The sequence below is a fragment of the Halomonas alimentaria genome, from assembly GCF_009902005.1.
Lineage (GTDB): Bacteria > Pseudomonadota > Gammaproteobacteria > Pseudomonadales > Halomonadaceae > Halomonas > Halomonas alimentaria.
Genome location: NZ_WUTT01000001.1, coordinates 2,627,810 through 2,642,779 on the forward strand (window position 1 = coordinate 2,627,810; position 14,970 = coordinate 2,642,779).

15 protein-coding genes are annotated in these 14,970 nt (G+C 67.3%); 11 read left to right on the plus strand and 4 right to left on the minus strand.

Features of this window, described 5'->3' with window-relative positions:
* Positions 1-40 precede the first annotated feature (40 nt).
* The 8 genes from GRB96_RS12455 to htpX all read left to right on the plus strand — a co-directional run bounded on the left by GRB96_RS12455 (position 41) and on the right by htpX (position 7,479).
* A complete protein-coding gene (locus tag GRB96_RS12455; RefSeq protein ID WP_232913569.1) occupies positions 41-982 on the plus strand; it encodes a ribose-phosphate pyrophosphokinase in 942 nt (313 codons plus the stop codon).
* 109 nt (positions 983-1,091) lie between these two features.
* Positions 1,092-1,739, plus strand: a complete 648-nt coding sequence (locus GRB96_RS12460; protein WP_161432440.1) for a 50S ribosomal protein L25/general stress protein Ctc — start codon at positions 1,092-1,094, stop codon at positions 1,737-1,739.
* Between the two features lie 87 nt (positions 1,740-1,826).
* Positions 1,827-2,411 carry an aminoacyl-tRNA hydrolase gene (pth, locus tag GRB96_RS12465; protein ID WP_161432441.1) on the plus strand — a complete coding sequence of 195 codons (585 nt, stop codon included), beginning with the start codon at positions 1,827-1,829 and terminating at the stop codon, positions 2,409-2,411.
* Positions 2,412-2,521: 110 nt separating this feature from the next.
* Positions 2,522-3,613 carry a redox-regulated ATPase YchF gene (gene ychF, locus GRB96_RS12470; RefSeq protein ID WP_161432442.1) on the plus strand — a complete coding sequence of 364 codons (1,092 nt, stop codon included), beginning with the start codon at positions 2,522-2,524 and terminating at the stop codon, positions 3,611-3,613.
* A 155-nt stretch (positions 3,614-3,768) separates the two neighbouring features.
* The gene (gene msrB / locus GRB96_RS12475) at positions 3,769-4,170 is read left to right on the plus strand and encodes a peptide-methionine (R)-S-oxide reductase MsrB (RefSeq protein ID WP_161432443.1); all 402 of its coding nucleotides are present in this window, start codon (positions 3,769-3,771) and stop codon (positions 4,168-4,170) included.
* 71 nt (positions 4,171-4,241) lie between these two features.
* Positions 4,242-5,207, plus strand: coding sequence for a ribosome biogenesis GTPase YlqF (ylqF, locus tag GRB96_RS12480; protein WP_161432444.1), 966 nt, complete (start codon positions 4,242-4,244; stop codon positions 5,205-5,207).
* Between the two features lie 35 nt (positions 5,208-5,242).
* Positions 5,243-6,472, plus strand: coding sequence for a pyridoxal phosphate-dependent aminotransferase (locus GRB96_RS12485; RefSeq protein WP_161432445.1), 1,230 nt, complete (start codon positions 5,243-5,245; stop codon positions 6,470-6,472).
* A gap of 101 nt (positions 6,473-6,573) precedes the next feature.
* A complete protein-coding gene (gene htpX / locus GRB96_RS12490; RefSeq protein WP_161432446.1) occupies positions 6,574-7,479 on the plus strand; it encodes a protease HtpX in 906 nt (301 codons plus the stop codon).
* A gap of 76 nt (positions 7,480-7,555) precedes the next feature.
* On the opposite strand, the gene pdxB is transcribed toward htpX, so the two are convergent.
* Entirely contained in the window at positions 7,556-8,728 is a 1,173-nt protein-coding gene (pdxB, locus tag GRB96_RS12495; protein WP_161432447.1) for a 4-phosphoerythronate dehydrogenase PdxB, read from the minus strand.
* A gap of 92 nt (positions 8,729-8,820) precedes the next feature.
* On the opposite strand from pdxB, the gene GRB96_RS12500 reads away from it, so the two are divergent.
* On the plus strand, positions 8,821-9,099 hold the full coding sequence (locus GRB96_RS12500) for a hypothetical protein (protein ID WP_161432448.1): 279 nt from the start codon (positions 8,821-8,823) through the stop codon (positions 9,097-9,099).
* Positions 9,100-9,224: 125 nt separating this feature from the next.
* Here GRB96_RS12500 and GRB96_RS12505 read toward each other — a convergent pair whose 3' ends face one another.
* The gene (locus GRB96_RS12505; RefSeq protein WP_161432449.1) at positions 9,225-9,572 is read right to left on the minus strand and encodes a glutaredoxin family protein; all 348 of its coding nucleotides are present in this window, start codon (positions 9,570-9,572) and stop codon (positions 9,225-9,227) included.
* Between the two features lie 94 nt (positions 9,573-9,666).
* The gene (gene rlmKL / locus GRB96_RS12510; RefSeq protein WP_161432450.1) at positions 9,667-11,856 is read right to left on the minus strand and encodes a bifunctional 23S rRNA (guanine(2069)-N(7))-methyltransferase RlmK/23S rRNA (guanine(2445)-N(2))-methyltransferase RlmL; all 2,190 of its coding nucleotides are present in this window, start codon (positions 11,854-11,856) and stop codon (positions 9,667-9,669) included.
* A 246-nt stretch (positions 11,857-12,102) separates the two neighbouring features.
* On the opposite strand from rlmKL, the gene rmf reads away from it, so the two are divergent.
* Positions 12,103-12,309, plus strand: coding sequence for a ribosome modulation factor (gene rmf, locus GRB96_RS12515; RefSeq protein ID WP_161432451.1), 207 nt, complete (start codon positions 12,103-12,105; stop codon positions 12,307-12,309).
* 82 nt (positions 12,310-12,391) lie between these two features.
* Here rmf and GRB96_RS12520 read toward each other — a convergent pair whose 3' ends face one another.
* Positions 12,392-13,408 carry a quinone-dependent dihydroorotate dehydrogenase gene (locus GRB96_RS12520; RefSeq protein ID WP_161432452.1) on the minus strand — a complete coding sequence of 339 codons (1,017 nt, stop codon included), beginning with the start codon at positions 13,406-13,408 and terminating at the stop codon, positions 12,392-12,394.
* A gap of 174 nt (positions 13,409-13,582) precedes the next feature.
* Between GRB96_RS12520 and mgtE the strand changes: the two genes are divergently transcribed.
* Positions 13,583-14,935: a magnesium transporter gene (gene mgtE / locus GRB96_RS12525; RefSeq protein WP_161432453.1), complete on the plus strand. Its 1,353-nt coding sequence runs from the start codon at positions 13,583-13,585 to the stop codon at positions 14,933-14,935.
* Positions 14,936-14,970 lie beyond the last annotated feature (35 nt).

Below are 14,970 nucleotides of genomic sequence, written 5' to 3' on the forward strand. Positions count from 1 at the left end.
CGCCCCCCGATGACCCAACACACTGCATAGGTGGCCGCGCGTGTCAAAATTGATGGTTTTCGCCGGGAACGCCAATCCCGAACTCGCCCGCAAGATCGCCGAGAGTCTGGACACCCGCCAGGGCAACGCCACGGTCGGTCAGTTCAGCGACGGCGAGATCGCGGTAGAGATCAATGAGAACGTACGCGGCAAGGATGTCTTCGTCCTGCAGTCCACCTGTGCGCCGACCAATGACAACCTGATGGAGCTGATCCTGATGATAGATGCCCTGCGCCGGGCCTCTGCATCGCGGATCACCGCCGTGGTGCCCTACTTCGGCTATGCCCGTCAGGACCGCCGCGTACGCTCCGCCCGCGTGCCGATCTCGGCCAAGATCGTCGCCGACATGATGGTCAAGGCCGGCGTCGACCGGGTGATGACCATGGACCTCCACGCCGACCAGATCCAGGGCTTCTTCGACGTGCCGGTGGACAACGTCTACGGCTCGCCGATCCTGCTCGACGACATCGAGCGCCAGAACTACGAGAACCTGGTGGTGGTCTCCCCCGACGTGGGCGGCGTGGTGCGCGCCCGTGCCATCGCCAAGCAGCTCAACGCCGACCTCGCCATCATCGACAAGCGTCGCCCCGCGGCCAACCAGGCCCAGGTGATGCACATCATCGGCGAGATCGAGGGTCGCAACTGCGTGGTGGTGGACGACATGATCGACACCGCCGGCACCCTGTGCAAGGCCGGCGAAGCGCTCAAGGACCACGGCGCCGAGCGTGTGGTGGCCTACGCCACCCACCCCATCCTCTCGGGCCCGGCGGTCGACAATATCATCGGCTCGGTACTCGACGAGGTGGTGGTCACCGATACCATTCCGCTCTCCGAACCCGCACGTCGCAGCGGCAGGATCCGCCAGCTGAGCGTGGCCGGGCTGATTGCCGAGGCGATCCGTCGGGTGAGCAACGAGGAATCCGTCAGCGCCATGTTCCACTGAGGGCAACCTCGGCAACAGGCGCCGGAAAGCGCCCTTCGGGGCATCCGGAAGCGTCAGGGCTCTGGTCGCGGTCCCTGACGCTTTCCTACTTCAAGCAAGAGGCAATTCCATGTCCGATTTTACTCTCAACGCCAGTGTTCGTAACGACCTGGGGAAAGGTGCGAGCCGCCGCCTGCGTCGTGCGAACGAGCAGGTTCCCGCCATCATCTACGGTGGTGAGAAGGAGCCCCAGCCGATCGCCGTCGAGAAGTCCGCCTTCTACAAGGCGATCGAGGAAGAGTCCTTCTTCTCCTCCATCCTCAACCTGGTGGTCGACGGCAAGAGCGAGCAGGTAGTGGTTCGTGACCTGCAGCGTCACCCCTTCAAGCAGCTGGTCACCCACGCTGACTTCCTGCGTGTGGATGCTACCCACGAGATCACCCTGAACGTGCCGCTGCACGTGGTGGGCGAGGACAAGTGCAAGGGCATCAAGGACCAGGACGGCGAGCTGCACGTGCTGGCCAACGAAGTCCAGGTGAGCTGCCTGCCCAAGGACCTGCCCGACTACCTGGAAGTCGACATCTCCGAGGTCGAGCTGGGCACCACCCTGCACCTCTCCGACCTGAGCCTGCCGGCCGGTGTCACCCTGGTCGACCTGACCCATGGTGAAGACCACGACAACGCCGTGCTCAGCATCTCCAAGCCGAAGGTGCGCGCCGAGGAAGACGAAGGCGAAGCCGCCGAGGACGAGGAAGAGGGCGAGAAGGGCGAGGAGTGATCCTCACCCGCTCAGGGGCCGCGCCAGGCGCGGCCCTCCTGCTGATGATCAAGCGCCCCGGCGCTTGATTTTTTTTGGAGGTGAAACATGAGTCAGGTCAGAGCGATCATCGGCCTGGGCAACCCCGGTGCCGACTACGAAGCCACCCGTCATAACGCCGGGGCCTGGCTGGTGGAGGCGGTGGCACGCCGCGCCGGCGGCGAACTGCGGGCGGACCGCAAGTTCCTGGGCCTGCATGCCAGGGTCCAGTTCGAGGGGCGTGACCTCCACCTGCTCAACCCCACCACCTTCATGAACCGCAGCGGCGGTGCGGTGGCAGCACTCTGCCAGTTCTTCAAGCTGGCACCGGATGAGCTGCTGGTGGCCCACGACGAGCTGGACCTGCCCCCGGGCAGTGCGCGCTACAAGACCGGCGGCGGCCACGGCGGCCACAACGGCCTGCGCGACATCATCAGCGCCCTGGGCAACGAACGCGGCTTCCATCGCCTGCGCCTCGGCATCGGTCACCCCGGGGACTCGCGCCAGGTGACGAACTATGTGCTCGGGCGCCCCGGCAAGGCCGAGCATATCGCCATCGAGGCTGCCATCGACGAGTGCCTGGCCACCCTGCCCGACGCCCTCGACGGTCAGTGGGCCAAGGCCATGAACCGGCTGCACAGCTTCTCTGCCTGAGGCGGAAGAGCCAGCCGCGAAGCGGCGCTATTCCAGCTTATAGCTTGCCCTCCAGTCGGGTAGAATGGTCGCCACTTTCCACTCGCGAACACGCTTTCCAGGACACTCCCATGGGTTTCAACTGCGGTATCGTCGGCCTGCCCAATGTCGGCAAGTCGACCCTCTTCAACGCCCTGACCAAGTCCGGCATCGACGCCGAGAACTTCCCCTTCTGCACCATCGAGCCCAACGTCGGCATCGTGCCGATGCCCGATCCGCGTCTCGACAAGCTGGCGGAGATCGTCAAGCCCCAGAAGGTGCTTCCCACCACCATGGAATTCGTGGATATCGCCGGCCTGGTCGCCGGTGCCTCCAAGGGCGAGGGACTCGGCAACAAGTTCCTGGCCAATATCCGCGAGACCCAGGCCATCGCCCATGTGGTGCGCTGCTTCGACAACGACAACGTGATCCACGTCGCCAACCAGGTCGATCCGCGGGCGGATATCGAGATCATCAACATGGAACTCGCACTGGCCGACCTCGACACCGTGGAACGCGCCATCCAGCGCCTGGTGCGCGTGGCCAAGGGCGGCGACAAGGAGGCCATCGCCACCAAGGCGATCCTCGAGCGCATCCAGCCCCATCTCGCCGAGGGCCTGCCGCTGCGCAGCTTCGGCCTGAACGACGACGAAAAGCACCAGCTCAAGGGGTTCGGCTTCCTGACGCTGAAGCCCACCATGTACATCGCCAACGTCAACGAGGATGGCTTCGAGGAGAACCCCTATCTCGACGTGGTCAACGAGATCGCCGCCGAGGAAGGCGCCGTGGTGGTGCCGGTATGCAACCAGCTCGAGGCCGAGATCGCCGAGCTCGACGACGAGGAGCGTGCCATGTTCCTCGACGAGATGGGCATGCAGGAGCCGGGGCTCGACCGCGTGATCCGCGCCGGCTACGCCCTGCTCGGCCTGCAGACCTACTTCACCGCGGGGGTGAAGGAGGTGCGCGCCTGGACCGTGAAGGTGGGTGCCACCGCCCCCGAGGCCGCCGGGGTGATCCACACCGACTTCCAGAAGGGCTTCATCCGCGCCGAGGTCATCGCCTACGACGACTTCGTCACGCTGGGTGGCGAGCAGGGTGCCAAGGACGCCGGCAAGTGGCGACTGGAGGGCAAGGAGTACATCGTCCAGGACGGCGATGTGATCCACTTCCGCTTCAACGTCTGACCCCCTCCTCGACTCCCCCCGAGACTCGCGCCCCCGGCACTCTACCGGGGGCAACTGCGTTGAGGCGTCGTGACCGCTACCGCGGCAAGGACTCCCCCGCCATGCCCGGTGCGTGCCACAATAGGAGCATTGCCCCGACGACAAGGAGAGCCGCCATGCCCTGGAAGATCGACAAGCCCGACGCCGAATGGCGCGAGCAGCTGACCCCCGAGCAGTACCGCGTCACCCGCGAGAAGGGCACCGAGCCGCCCTTCAGCGGCGACTGCCGGGTCACCGACGAGCACGGCATCTACCACTGCGTCTGCTGCAACGCCCCGCTGTTCGAGAACGAGCACAAGTTCGAGGCCGGTTGTGGCTGGCCGAGCTTCGACCGGCCCATGACCCCCTCCTGTGTCGCAGAGCATCTCGACACCTCCCACGGCATGCGCCGCACCGAGGTGACCTGCGCGCGCTGCAATGCGCACCTCGGCCACGTCTTCCCCGACGGCCCCGCCGACACCACCGGCCTGCGCTACTGCATCAACTCCGTGGCGCTGGACTTCCACGCCGGCGAATAGACATCCCATCCTGCCGCGGCCGCGCATCTGCTAAGATGGGCGGCCGATTCTTTTGAAGGCAGGAGAGGTCCATGCTCGGCTGGTACCCGGGACACATGAACAAGGCGCGGCGCCAGATTACCGAGGCGCTGCCGGAGATCGACGTGGTGATCGAGGTGCTCGACGCCCGCCTGCCCTACTCCAGCGCCAACCCCATGCTCGCCGAGCTCACCCGCCACAAGCCGGTGCTCAAGATCCTCTCCCGGGCCGACCTGGCCGACCCGGAGCGCACCCGTGAGTGGGTGGCCTATTTCGACGCCCAGCCCGACATGCGCGCGCTCGCCGTGACCACCACCAACGCCCGGGAGCTCAAGCGCATCCCCAAGCTCTGCCACGAGCTCGCCGGGGCGGTCCGCGCCGACCGCGACGTGCGGGTGATGGTGATGGGCATACCCAATGTCGGCAAGTCGACCCTGATCAACGGCCTGGCCGGCAAGAGCATCGCCAAGACCGGCAACGAGCCCGCGGTGACCAAGCGCCAGCAGAAGGTGCGCATCGGCGGGCGCGTGGCGCTGATCGACACCCCCGGGGTGCTGTGGCCCAAGATCGAGGACCAGGCCAGCGCCTACCGGCTGGCGGCCAGCGGAGCCATCCGCGACACCGCCATCGACTACGTGGACGTGGCGGTGGTCGCCGCCGCCGAGCTGGCCCGCCGCTACCCCGAGGCCCTCAAGGCCCGCTACAAGCTCAAGGCGCTGCCCGGCTACCAGGCCAACCCGGAAGCCGCACGGGTCGAAGCCGACGGCCCGCTGCGCGTGGACCTGCTGGCCGTGGCCGGTTTCGACGGCCACGCGATACTGGCCGATATCGCCGGCCGGCGTGGCGGCCTGCGCCCCGGCGGCGAGGTGGACCTGCATCGCGGTGCCGAGGTGCTGCTGCATGAGCTGCGCGACGGCAAGCTCGGCCGCCTGACCCTGGAGACCCCGGCAGACATTCCCCCGGAGCCGGTCATCGAGCCGGATGGCGCCGATGACGCCGAGCCCCCGCACGACGCATAATCCTATCGCCCTCGCCGACCTGGACACCGAACGACATGGATACCACCCCGATCCGCAAATCGCACAAGCTGCACAACGTCTGTTACGACATCCGCGGCCCGGTGCTCGACCACGCCAAGCGCCTGGAGGAGGAAGGCCAGCGCATCCTCAAGCTCAACATCGGCAACCCCGCCCCGTTCGGCTTCGAGGCCCCCGAGGAGATCCTCCAGGATGTGATGCGCAACCTGCCCACCGCCCAGGGCTACTGCGACTCCAAGGGCCTCTACTCGGCGCGCAAGGCGATCATGCAGGAGTGCCAGCGCCGCGAGATCCCGGGCGTCGGCATCGAGGACATCTACATCGGCAACGGTGTCTCCGAGCTGATCGTGATGGCGCTGCAGGCGCTGCTCAACGACGGTGACGAGGTGCTGATCCCGGCCCCCGACTACCCGCTGTGGACCGCCGCGGCCAACCTCGCCGGTGGCCATGCCGTCCACTACCGCTGCGACGAACAGGCCGACTGGGCGCCGGACCTGGACGACATCCGCTCCAAGATCACCGCCCACACCCGGGCGATCGTGATCATCAACCCCAACAACCCCACCGGCGCCGTCTACCCCCCGGAAGTGCTGCGCGAGCTGCTCGAGATCGCCCGCCAGCACGACCTGGTGGTGTTCTCCGACGAGATCTACGACAAGATCCTCTACGACGACGTGGCGCACGTCTCCACCGGGGCACTTGCCGGCGAGGACCAGCTGGTGGTGACCATGAACGGGCTCTCCAAGAGCTACCGCTGCGCCGGCTTCCGCTCCGGCTGGATGATCCTCTCCGGCAATATCGCCAAGCAGCGCGCCGCCGACTTCATCCAGGGGCTGACCATGCTCGCCTCGATGCGCCTGTGTGCCAACGTGCCGGCGCAACATGCGATCCAGACCGCCCTCGGCGGCTACCAGTCGATCAACGACCTGATCCTGCCGGGCGGGCGCCTGCTGGCCCAGCGCGATATCACCCATGAGAAGCTCAACGCCATCCCCGGCGTCTCCTGCGTGAAGCCCAAGGGCGCGCTCTACGCCTTCCCGCGCCTGGACCCCAAGGTCTTCAATATCCAGGACGACCAGCAGATGGTGCTCGACCTGCTGCTTCAGGAGAAGATCCTGCTGGTGCAGGGTACCGCCTTCAACTGGCCGGAGCCGGACCATGTGCGCATCGTCACCCTGCCCTGGGCCGACCAGCTGGGTGATGCCCTGGACCGCTTCGCGCGCTTCCTGTCGCGCTACCGTCAGTAGCGGCGCTTGAAACCCGCAGTGCCTGGCCGTATCTAAGCAACAGCTTGTCCACGCCGCCCGACGGGCGGCACCCTTTCGATGATCGATGGAGATCCACCGACATGATGCGAATCCTGCTCTTCCTGGGCACCAACCTGGCGGTACTGCTGGTGGCCAGCATCACCCTGCGCCTGCTGGGCGTGGAGAGCTACCTGAGCGACCAGGGGATCAACTTCCAGAGCCTGCTGATCTTCTGCTTCATCTTCGGCATGGCCGGCTCGATGATCTCGCTGTTCATCTCCAAGTGGATGGCCAAGCGCAGCACCGGCACCGTGGTGATCGAGACACCGTCAAATGCCACCGAGAAGTGGCTGGTGGAGACCGTGGCGGAGCTGGCCCGGGATGCCGGAATCAAGACCCCGGAGGTCGGCATCTTCCCGGCCCAGCAGTCCAATGCCTTCGCCACCGGCTGGAACAAGGATGACGCCCTGGTGGCGGTCTCCGCCGGCCTGCTCAACCGCATGCGCCCCGAGGAGGTGCGCGCGGTGCTGGCCCACGAGATCGGCCACGTGGCCAACGGTGACATGGTCACCCTGGCATTGATCCAGGGCGTGGTGAACACCTTCGTGATGTTCTTCGCCCGGGTAGTGGCCCAGCTGGTCGACCAGTTCCTGCGCGCCCGTAGTGACGGCGAGGGCGGCCTGGGCTTCATGGGCTACTTCGCGGTGGTCATGGTGGCCGAGATCGTCTTCGGCATTGCCGCCTCGGCCATCGTCGCCTGGTTCTCGCGCTTCCGCGAGTATCGCGCCGACGCCGCCGGTGCCAAGCTGGCCGGCTCCGGGGCCATGATCAATGCCCTCGCCCGCCTCAAGGCCGAGACCGAGCTGCCCGACCAGATGCCCGACACCCTGCGTGCCATGGCCATCACCAAGGGCCAGACTCGCTCACTGGTGGAGAAACTCTTTGCCAGCCACCCTCCCCTGGATGATCGCATCCGGGCGCTGAAGGAGGCGGCCTATCGCGAGTAACGATTGACTCGTGAGCGACACACGCAACGGGCCCGCCAATCGGCGGGCCCGTTGCGTTTCCACTCCTCCCGTCAGGCTAGGCGGTGGTGACTCGAAATCCCGCCCCCGTCAGCCACCCCGCCATCTGCCCCTCCGCTTCCAGCAGCGCCACCTCGAGGGTGGCGAACTCCCGGCGCAGCGGGTAGGCCGCCCGGCAGGCATCGAAGCCGGCGGCCATGCCCTGGCGGCGACTCTCGCGTTGCAGTGCGTCGTGGTCGCGGCGCGGGTCGTAGACGGCGCGCATGGCAAGACGCAGGGCCTCCTCGGTGGAGAGCCCCGGGCCAAGCTCGAGCCGGGCCAGCGGCGGCGCCGGCAGCAGCTCGTCGAGGCTAACGCGGCACGGCAGGCCGAACGCCCGGCATAGAGCCCGGGTCACCTGGTGGGTACCGCGCAGCTTGCCGTCGAGGCTGTAGCCGGCGATATGCGGGGTGGCGAGCTCGACCAGGTCGCGCAACGCCGCGTCGATGCCGGGCTCACCCTCCCACACGTCGAGCACCGCGGAGATATCGCCCTGCCCCGCCAGGCGCGCACGCAGCGCCTGGCCATCGAGGCAATCACCGCGCCCGGCATTGAGCAGCAGCGTCCCGGGGGCCAGGGCGGCGATGCGCTCGGCATCGAGCAGGTGATGGGTGGCATGGGGGCCCTCGCGCACCAGCGGAGTGTGCAGGCAGAGCACGTCGCACTCGTCGATCAGGGTATCCAGGTCCACGAAGTCGGCAGGCGCACCGCTGCCGGGTGCAACGAGGTCCTCCGCCTCTACCCTGGGCGGGTCGCAGGCCAGGCAGTCGATGCCCATGGCCGAGAGGCGGTGCAGCAACCGCCCGCCCACGTTGCCGGCGCCCACCACCCCCACGCGCCGCTCGGCGAGCCGCCAGCCCTGGCGCTCGGCCAGGGTCGCGAGGCTCACCAGCACATGGTCGACCACCGCCTCGGCGTTGCAGCCCGGGGCGCTGGCGAAGGCGATGCCGCGTTCGGCCAGCAGCCGGGTATCCACATGGTCGGTACCGATGGTGCAGGTGCCCACGAAGCGCAGACACCGCGCCTCGGCGAGCAGCGCCGCATCGACCCGGGTGATCGAACGCACCACCAGGGCATCGGCATCGCGCAGGTCGCCGGGGGCGATCTCGCGTCCCGGGCGGCGAACCACCTCCCCCAATGCCCCGAAGCAGGCATCGGCGGCAGGCACATTGGCATCGACGAGGATCTTCATGAACGTTGTTCGCCCCCAGCAAGCCATTACAATAGGCGCCAGCTTACCACTTCGCCGCCCAGGCCGGCACACAGCAGCACGCGGGAGTCACCATGATCATTCGCTGGGAAACCGACCATGACTATGTGCTGGTGCACATCCATCAGGACATGTTCGGCGACTGGATTTTCAGCCGCGCCTGGGGCCAGATCGGCACCCAGTTCGGCGGCCTCAAGCACCAGCTGGCCGACGAACGCGACCAGGCGATGATGTGGCTGGCCGACGAGGCCACCATCCAGGCCTCCCGGGGCTTTCGCAAGGTGCTGGAGGTTGAGGACCATAGCCCCGAGGGTCGCGAGGCGGTCAGCCAGCTGTCGCTGCTCGAGCCGTAAGCTGAAAGCTGAAAGCTGAAAGCTGAAAGCTGAAAGGCAACATAGCCCATTACCGTCGCGCTCAAGGGGTTGCTTCCAGCTTCCAGGAGCGAAGCGACGCTCTTCCAGCTCCCGACTACGTCGGGTCACCCCAGATAGCGCCTGCCGCCACGCACCGTCGCCGGCCGCGCCTCCCGGGGCTCGTCCGCGCCGGAAAGCTCGCGCAGGAGTGACGCCCAGGCCGCCTCATCCAGCCAGCCCCGGGCCTTCAGCCAGGCGGCGAGCCGTTCGGGCTCGAAGCCGCGATCGAGCTCGTCGTCCTCGCCATCGGCTAGCACCGGGATACGCACGCCGTAGCGCGCCATCAGGCCCTCGTCCTCGCTGATCTCCACACGCTCCAGGACGACCGGCTCGTGGCACAGCCGTGCCAGCAACGCCTCCAGCTGGGTGCAGAGATGGCAGCCGAGGGTGGTGTAGAGGGTCAACTGGATCATGCGTCGCCCCCTTTCCGTGATTCCTGGTGGCGGATCAGGAAGACGTGGTGCAGATCGGGATTCCGAGAGCATGTCAGAGAGCGGGTCGAAGGCCTCATGCCGGGCCCTCCCGGTGGCGGATCAGGAAGACGTGGTGCAGGTCGGGATTCCGAGAGAAATCGGGGTCGAAGGTCCGCGCCGAGATCTCCTCCACCGCATAGTGTTCCGCCAGGTCGGCGTCCAGCGTGAAGCGCCGCTGGTTATTGGAGAACACCAGGGTTCCCCCGGGTGCCAGGCGCGCCATGGCCAGGCGCACCAGCCGGCCGTGGTCGCGCTGGATATCCAGGGTATCCTCCATCTTCTTCGAGTTGGAGAAGGTCGGCGGGTCCATGAAGATCAGGTCGAACTCGGCCCGGGCACTCTCCAGCCAGCGCAGGCAGTCGTCACGCACCACCCGATGTCGCCCCGGATCGAGGCGGTTGAGCGCAAAGTTGTCGCGGGCCCACTGCAGGTAGGTGTTGGAGAGGTCGACGCTGACGCTCTCCACCGCACCACCCGCGCTGCCGCTGCCCAGGGCCGCCTGCACGGTAGCCGCCCCGGTGTAGCAGAACAGATTGAGGAAGCGCTTGCCGGCGGCCATCTCGCCGAGCATCCGGCGTACCGGGCGATGGTCGAGGAAGAGTCCGGTATCCAGGTAGTCGCGCAGGTTGACCCACAGCCTGGCCGGCCCCTCGTGCACCTCGAAGCGCTCGCCGGTGGCGGCCTGCTTCTGGTACTGGTCGCGTCCGCTCTGGCGCTGGCGTCGCTTGACCACGACCCGTGCGGAGTCCACCTCGAGCACCTCGGGGATCACCGCCAGCGCCTCGAAGAGCCGCTTCTGGGCCTGGCCGGCATCCACCGACTTCGGCGCCGCATACTCCTGCACATGCACCCAGCCAGCATAGACATCCACCGCCAGCGCATACTCCGGCATATCCGCATCGTAGAGGCGGTAGCAGCTCTCGCCGCTCTTCTTCAGCCACTTCCTGAGCCGCTTGCGGTTCTTCTCCAGCCGGTTGGCGAACATCTGCGCCCCCTCCGAGCGGGACGGCGGCGTGGCCGTCTCCTCGCCCTCCCGCTCGGGTACCGCCATCAGCAGCAGCTTCGTCTCCAGGGGGCCGTTGCGCAGCGCATACTGCTTGTGGGCACGCAGGCCGATGCGATGGCCAAGGTCAGGGTTGCCGGTGAACACCGCCAGGCGCCAGCCAGGGAAGGCTGCGCGCACCCGCTCGCCCAGCCGGGCGTAGAGGGTCACCAGCTCCGGCAGCTCGCCGAGTCGCTCGCCATAGGGCGGATTCGTGATCACCAGGCCCGCCGGCGCCTCCTCGAGCCCTTGCGGGCGGGCCAGCTCGGCGAGCCCCGCGCCCTGAAGCTCGATCAGCGCCGGGATGCCGGCACGCATGGCATTGGCTTTGGCCGCGGAGAGCGCCGCCGGGCTCTGGTCGAAACCGTAGAACCGCGAACGGCAGCGCTTGCGACCGATGCTGGCCCGCGCCTCGGCCTCGCGCCGGAGCTCTCGCCATGCCGCCTCGTCGTGCCCCGCCCAGCCGTGGAAGCCGAAGCGCTCCCGGGGCAGGTTGGGTGCCATGTCGGCGGCCATCAGTGCCGCCTCGATCAGCAGGGTCCCGGCGCCACACAGCGGATCGACCAGCGGCGCCCCCTGGCGGGCCAGCTCGGGCCAGCCGGCACGCACCAGCAGGGCCGCGGCCAGGTTCTCCTTGAGCGGCGCGTGCCCCACGTCGCGACGATAGCCACGACGGTGCAGGCTCTCGCCGGAGAGGTCGATACCCACCACCAGGCGACCACGGTGGAGATTGGCGTAGAGACGCAAGTCCGGCTGCTTGAGATCCACCGAGGGGCGCGGCAACTCCCGGGCCTGCAGGCGATCGACCACGCCATCCTTGACCGTCTGGGCACCGAAGCGGGTGTGGCGGATCTCCTCGCTGCGTCCATGGAAGTCCACCGCCAGGCTGGCACCGAGCGGCAGGTGCTGCTCCCAGGCCACCGCGGCCACCGCCTCGCGCAGTTGGTCGGGGGTATTCACGCCCTCCTCGCGGACCAGGCACAGGATGACGCGGTTGGCCAGGCGCGACCACAGGCAGAGCCGGTAGGCCGAGGCCAGGTCAGCCCGGGCATTCACCGCCCCCACGGTGCTCTTGCCGGGTGCGGCGCCAAGGGCTGCCAGCTCCTCGGCCAGCAGTTCCTCGAGACCGCGGGGGCAGGTCACCAATAGCTCAAGGGAAGAGGTGGATGGGGTCGGATTCATCGGCAATCACCGCGAGGCAGTAGGGTAAATGTGTGCCATGTCAGGCAGGTGAACGAGCTGTTACAAATCGGTGGTCGACAACCCGGATCGGGATGGGCTATCAATAGGACAGTAGCTACTGAGAACACGCATGCGTTTCCTGTCATCGGGCCTGCCCTTTCCAGATTCTGGGCCGGTGGCATGTTACGGCTCGGGCCGCTTCAACAATCCCCGAGCCAGTCAGATACCTTATCAAGAGGTAGTCCAATGAAACGACAGAAACGTGATCGCTTCCAGCGTGCCTATACGCATGGCTACAAGGCAGGTGTCTCAGGTCGCTCCCGCGATGACTGTCCCAGTCAGGACGTCAATCTTCGCGAATACTGGATGAGCGGTTGGCGTGAAGGTCGTGGGGATCATTGGGCCGGCATGACCGGTGTCTCCGGCATCCACAAGAACCCCATGGTGGTGTGAACCCGCTACCCGAACCTATCGAGGTTCACGCTTCCTCAAGCCCGCGGCAAGCCGCGGGCTTTTTGCGTGGGTACGCTGCGGCTCAGGCCCCGTCGCGCAGCGCCCGCGCGCACTCCCCAACGAGCGCCGGGCCGCGGTAGATGAAGCCCGAATAGAGCTGTACCAGGTCGGCCCCGGCCTCGCGCTTGGCCAGTGCCGCCGCACCGCTGTCGATGCCACCCACGCCGACGATCGGCATCTCGGGCAGCCGGCGGCGCAGCTCCCGAATCACCGCATTGGATGCCTCGAACACCGGTCGTCCGGAGAGGCCGCCGGCCTCGTCGGCATGGGCCAGGCCCGCCACCGCCTCGCGGGACACCGTGGTATTGGTGGCAATCACCGCATCGATGGCATTGGCCGCCAGGCAATCGGCCACCAGCCCCACCTCCTCGGCCTCCATGTCCGGCGCGATCTTCACCGCCAGGGGCACCCGGCGACCGCTGTCGCGGTCGAGGCGCGAGCCCGCCTCGCGAAGCGCCGAGAGCAATCCGTCGAGGTGCTCGCCGAACTGGAGGTTACGCAGCCCCGGGGTATTGGGCGAGGAGATATTGACGGTGACGTAGTGGGCGTAGGCGTGCACCTTCTCCAGGCAGATCAGGTAGTCATCCACCGCCTGCTCCACCGGGGTCGTCAGGTTCTTGCCGATATTGATGCCGATCACGCCGTCGAAACGGCTGGCCCTGACCTTCGCGACCAGGTGGTCGACCCCGGCGTTGTTGAAGCCCATGCGGTTGATGATGGCACCCGCCTCGGGCAGCCGGAACAGCCGCGGCCGTGGATTGCCGGGCTGTGGCCTGGGGGTCACGGTACCGACCTCCACGAAGCCGAAGCCCAGCGCACCCAGGGCATCGAGGTGGTCGCCATTCTTGTCGAGTCCGGCGGCGAGTCCCACCCGGTTGGGGAAGCGCAGCCCCATCAGCTCCACCGGGTCCGCCACTCGCTCGCCCCCCAGGCGTGCCGCCAACCCCACCCTGGCGGCCAGGTCCAGCCCGCGCAGGGTCAGGCCGTGGGCTGTCTCGGCGTCCAGACGAAAGAGCAGCGAGCGGGCAAGAGAGTACATGGCGTCTCCGGAGGGTAGCGGTCACGGGCGGGGCGTGATTATAGCAGCGCCTCCCTGGGGAAACGACGTCACAGGGGGCAGCCGACGCCGATTTTGTGATCTACTGTAGCCAACCAAGAGACACCGGGGTGTGGAGCACCCGGAACACACCGCCGCGGAGCCAGGGAGATGCATATGGCCGAGACCACCGAAACCCTCGAGGACCGCCTGTCGCGCATACACCGTGCGCTGGGGGATGAGCATCTCGAAGCCGTCGATGCCGTGCTGGACGACCTGGAGCCGGCCGAGATCGCCCTGTTGCTGGAGTCGCTGCCTCCCGCTGCGCGTATCCGCCTGTGGCAGCGGGTACCCGGCGAGGTCGACGGCGAGGTGCTGCTGCATGTGCACGACGAGGTGCGCAGCACCCTGCTGGACGACATGGACCACGAGGAGATCGTGGCCGCCGCCACCGGCATGGACACCGCCGACCTGGCGGAGATCTTCGAGGACCTACCCCAGCAGGTCGCCGAGGACATGCTGCGCTCCATGGATGCCCTGCAGCGCGAACGCCTGGAGGAGACCCTCTCCTTCGAGGAGGACAGCGCCGGGCGCCTGATGCGCACCGACACCATCGCGGTGCGCAGCGACGTCAGCCTGGAGACGGTGTGCCGCTTCCTGCGCTGGAAGGAGTCGATCCCCGACAACACCCACCTGCTGATGGTGGTGGACCGCGACGGCCTCTTCCAGGGCACCCTGCCGATGGCGCGGCTGATCAGCCACCCGCCGGAGATGGCGGTGGCCGACCTGATGGACCACGAGGTGGACAGCATCCGCGTGGACATGAAGTCCCGCGACGTGGCCACCCTGTTCCAGACCCACGACCTGGTCTCGGCACCAGTGGTGGACGAGGCGGGCCTGCTGCTCGGTCGCATCGTCATCGATGATATCGTCGACGTCATCCGCGAGGACTCCGAGCAGGCACTGATGAACATGGCCGGCCTCGACGAGGAGGAGGACCTGTTCGCCCCGGTGCTGCCCAGCGCCAAGCGTCGCGCCGTGTGGCTGGGCATCAACCTGATCACCGCCTTCCTGGCCGCCTGGGTGATCGGCCGCTTCGAGGATGCCCTGGACCAGATCGTCGCCCTGGCGGTGCTGATGCCCATCGTCGCCAGCATGGGGGGCATCGCCGGCAGCCAGACCCTGACCCTGGCGATCCGCGGTCTTGCCCTGGGCCAGATCAGCAGCACCAACAGCGCCTGGCTGCTGCGCAAGGAGGTCGGCATCGCCATCCTCAACGGCGTGCTGTGGGCCCTGGTGGTAGCGGTACTGGCACTGCTGTGGTTCAAGAGCATCGCCATCGGCACGATCATCGGCGCCGCCCTGGTGATCAACATGCTGGCAGCAGGCATCGCCGGCATCGTCATTCCGCTGCTGCTCAAGCGGGCAGGAATCGACCCGGCGCTGTCGGGCTCGGTGATCCTCACCACCGTCACCGACGTGGTGGGCTTCATGTCCTTCCTGGGCCTGGCCACCTACTTCCTGCTGTGAGACTCCCGCCAAGCCCTGCTCGCCGCCCATAACGA